General features: G+C 44.3%; 2 protein-coding genes. Both read right to left on the reverse strand.

All coding sequences use genetic code 11. The features are described 5' to 3' along the window. Positions 1-505: 505 nt before the first annotated feature. Positions 506-1984 (reverse strand): cysteine--tRNA ligase, encoded by a 1479-nt coding sequence (cysS, locus tag OQ5_RS0114015; RefSeq protein ID WP_016778094.1) that lies wholly within the window; start codon positions 1982-1984, stop codon positions 506-508. Positions 1985-2101: 117 nt separating this feature from the next. After that, positions 2102-2884 carry a toxin-antitoxin system YwqK family antitoxin gene (locus OQ5_RS0114020; protein WP_255297546.1) on the reverse strand — a complete coding sequence of 261 codons (783 nt, stop codon included), beginning with the start codon at positions 2882-2884 and terminating at the stop codon, positions 2102-2104. Positions 2885-3129 lie beyond the last annotated feature (245 nt).

The raw sequence follows: 3129 nt of genomic DNA on the forward strand, positions 1-3129 counted from the left end.
CAGGTTAAATTTTTAATCTCTATCATCTATAATGCAACCTTATCTCTGTGTTCTTATATGTCTTATATGGTGTATTCTCAAACTTAACCTTAGCCACACCCTTTTGCGCACCCCCTGACCCCCTGAAGGGGGTACCCCTCCGCACGGTTTTGGATAAATTGTTTTTCCCGTATTTGATTGGCTCAATTTGTGGAAAATCCTCAGCCTTAACCTCAATTTGCTTTGATTTCGTGTTTTGGGTTCCGGATTTCGGGCTTGTTAAGACGCACGGCCGTGCGTCTCTGCTTGCTTCTATCTTCTGCCTTTTATCTATAGGTTCTCCGTGGTGAATTCTTAACCTTAACCTCAGCCTTAGCCTCTATTGATCATTGGTCATTGATAATTGATAATTGATAATCTGTGTCGCTCGGCTATGCCGCTTGCTTGCAAGAATCTGTGGTGAATACTGGTTGAACATTGAAAACACTTTTTGCACTTGCCCGCTCTCAACTAAACCCTGGGGGATTTAGGGGGTTTTTACCACCCACTCCGCTCCGTCTTTGCTGTCCCTGACTTCAATGCCCAGTTGCTTAAGACCGTCCCTTATGCGATCGGCTGTTTCAAAGTCTTTGACATTTTTGGCCTGTTGGCGAACTTCAAGAAGGAGTTTCATAACCCCTTCAAGAATCTGGGGATGTGGGTTTGCTCCTTCCGTTTCAACTTTCAGTCCAAGAATGTCCTCAGAGAAAAGATGCATAGTATGTATGAAAGTTTCGAGGTCTTTTTTCGTAAATGACTCTTTTCCGGCCACCGCTGCCTTGATGACTTTTGTTCCTTCGAAAAGGTGCGCAATCAGTACAGGACTGTTCAGATCGTCGTTCAATGCGGCATAACATTTATTCTTGAAATTTTGAATGTCGAAGGTTGTTTGTCCGGCGGGTTTTATTTTCTCCATCTGTTCCAACGCATTCATCAATCTTTCCAGTCCTTTTTCGGCGGCCTGAAGGGCCTCGTTTGAGAAATCCACAGTGCTGCGGTAATGTGCCTGCAGGATAAAGAAACGTATGGTCATTGGCGACCAGGCCTTGTTCAGTAATTTATGGTTACCTGTAAAGAATTCTTCCAGTGTTATGAAGTTGCCCAGCGATTTTCCCATCTTCTGCCCGTTGATGGTGATCATATTGTTGTGTATCCAATAGCGTGCCGGGGTTTTCCCTTTGGCAGCAACAGATTGGGCAATTTCGCACTCATGATGGGGGAAGAGAAGGTCCATGCCGCCGCCATGTATGTCGAACTGATCGCCCAGATACTTTGTGCTCATGGCCGTGCATTCGATGTGCCAGCCTGGGAATCCTTCACTGTATGGAGAAGGCCAGCGCATGATGTGTGTCGGGGTTGCTTTTTTCCACAACGCAAAATCGAAGCTGTTGTGTTTTTCCGATTGACCTTCCAGTTCTCTTGTGGTGCTTAGCAATTCGTCCAGGACACGCCCCGATAAGGTACCGTATCGATGGTCTTTGTCGTATTTCTCCACATCGAAATAGACCGACCCGTTTTTTTGATAAGCATACCCTTTGTCAAGAATTTCTTTGACAATTTGAAGCTGCTCGATGATGTGCCCGGATGCCCGCGGCTCAATGCTTGGGCGTTTCACGTTAAGGGCATCCATAAACAGGTGGTAACGGTTTGAATAATACTGGGCTATTTCCATGGGCTCCAGTTGTTCGACCCGTGCTTTTTGGGCTATTTTGTCTTCCCCGTCGTCGGCATCGTTTTCCAGGTGCCCTACATCGGTTATGTTACGTACATAGCGGACTTTATAGCCCAGATGCGTCAGGTAGCGGAAAAGCAAATCGAAAGTAATGGCGGGGCGTGAATGGCCTAAATGAGGATCGCCGTAAACCGTAGGGCCACAGACATACAGCCCTACATGTGGCGGATTTATCGGTTTAAATTCTTCTTTTTTCCGGGAAAGTGTGTTGTAAAGCGTCAGATTATTGTCCATAGTAGTACGTCGTCTGCTTATTTGAATTTTTTCAGACGGCTAATTTAAGACAATCGTCAAGTTAAAAAAAAACTAAACGCAGACATCTGTAAAAGTTTACCTTAGCATTCCTGCAGTCTATTGTGCTGTATATTCTCCGTTTTCTACTGTTCTTACTTCAATAAGAGAATCTTTTTCGTTATAGATGAAATGTTTTCCGTCCTGCAAAATCCCGTCGCGGAAGTAACCTTCTTTAATGACGCGTCCGTCGAGCGACTGAAGCGTATAGTTACCGGTTCCGTAGAAAGGAGGGATTTTTTTGTCGGGGTTTTCCTGTGCATTTTGCGGACGCGTGGTTATTTTGTTGCTTTCTTTAAAAGAGCCTTCGGCATATTTTCGTTTCTCCGTCAGTTGTCCTTTCTCATTATAGATGCGGAGTTCGCCGGCGATGTTTCCATCTTCCCAGGTACCTGTATATTTGAGTTTTCCGTTGGCATGATAATATTTTTGTTCGCCTTCACGTCTTCCGGAATCGTTATAGTGCCACTCGTAAAACTTTTTCCCGTTGGCATGATAGAGGCTGTATTCACCCTGCCAGTGGTTTTCGTTCCAGTATCCTTCTTCCCAGAGGCTGCCGTCGCGGTAATAAAACCGGGCGGGACCTTTTGCAATACCGTTGTTGTAAGTGATTTCGTGTTTTAATGTACCACTTTTGTAGTACGTTTTCCACAGCCCGTTGCGTTGACCGTTAACATAGGTCCCGGTCTCTTTCAGCTCACCGGTATCGTAGAATATTTCCCATTTGCCGGTACGCTGGTTGTCTTCATTCACACGGTTAAGCCTTGCGTCGTCATTTTGCCCGACAGTCAAGGGTGTAACGACAAATATCAACAATAATATGGAAAAAACGGTTTTCATCATTTTTTATATCTAATCTGCTTTACAATACTCCGTTGAACTTTTGCAATACGCTGCAAGCCAATTGCTTGCATCTAAAGGGGTTTGTTTTTTAAAATGCAGTATATCAAGGTTGTAAAAATCATCTTAAATCTTATATCTAAAAATCTAACGATCTATTGTGCTTTATGGACAGACACTAATTAGTGTCTGTCCATAAAGTACCATTTGCTGTGTTACGCTCGCCGCCAAAATCTTCATTTACGAGT

It is taken from the genome of Anaerophaga thermohalophila str. Valhall, from assembly GCF_000250735.1.
Taxonomy (GTDB): Bacteria; Bacteroidota; Bacteroidia; order Bacteroidales; family Marinilabiliaceae; genus Anaerophaga; species Anaerophaga thermohalophila_A.

What these genes read in the sequence shown, in the direction of transcription:
- cysS (WP_016778094.1), bottom strand. Translation starts at nt 1,984, where the DNA reads ATGGACAATAATCTGACGCTTTACAACACACTTTCCCGGAAAAAAGAA.
- OQ5_RS0114020 (WP_255297546.1), bottom strand. Translation starts at nt 2,884, where the DNA reads ATGATGAAAACCGTTTTTTCCATATTATTGTTGATATTTGTCGTTACA.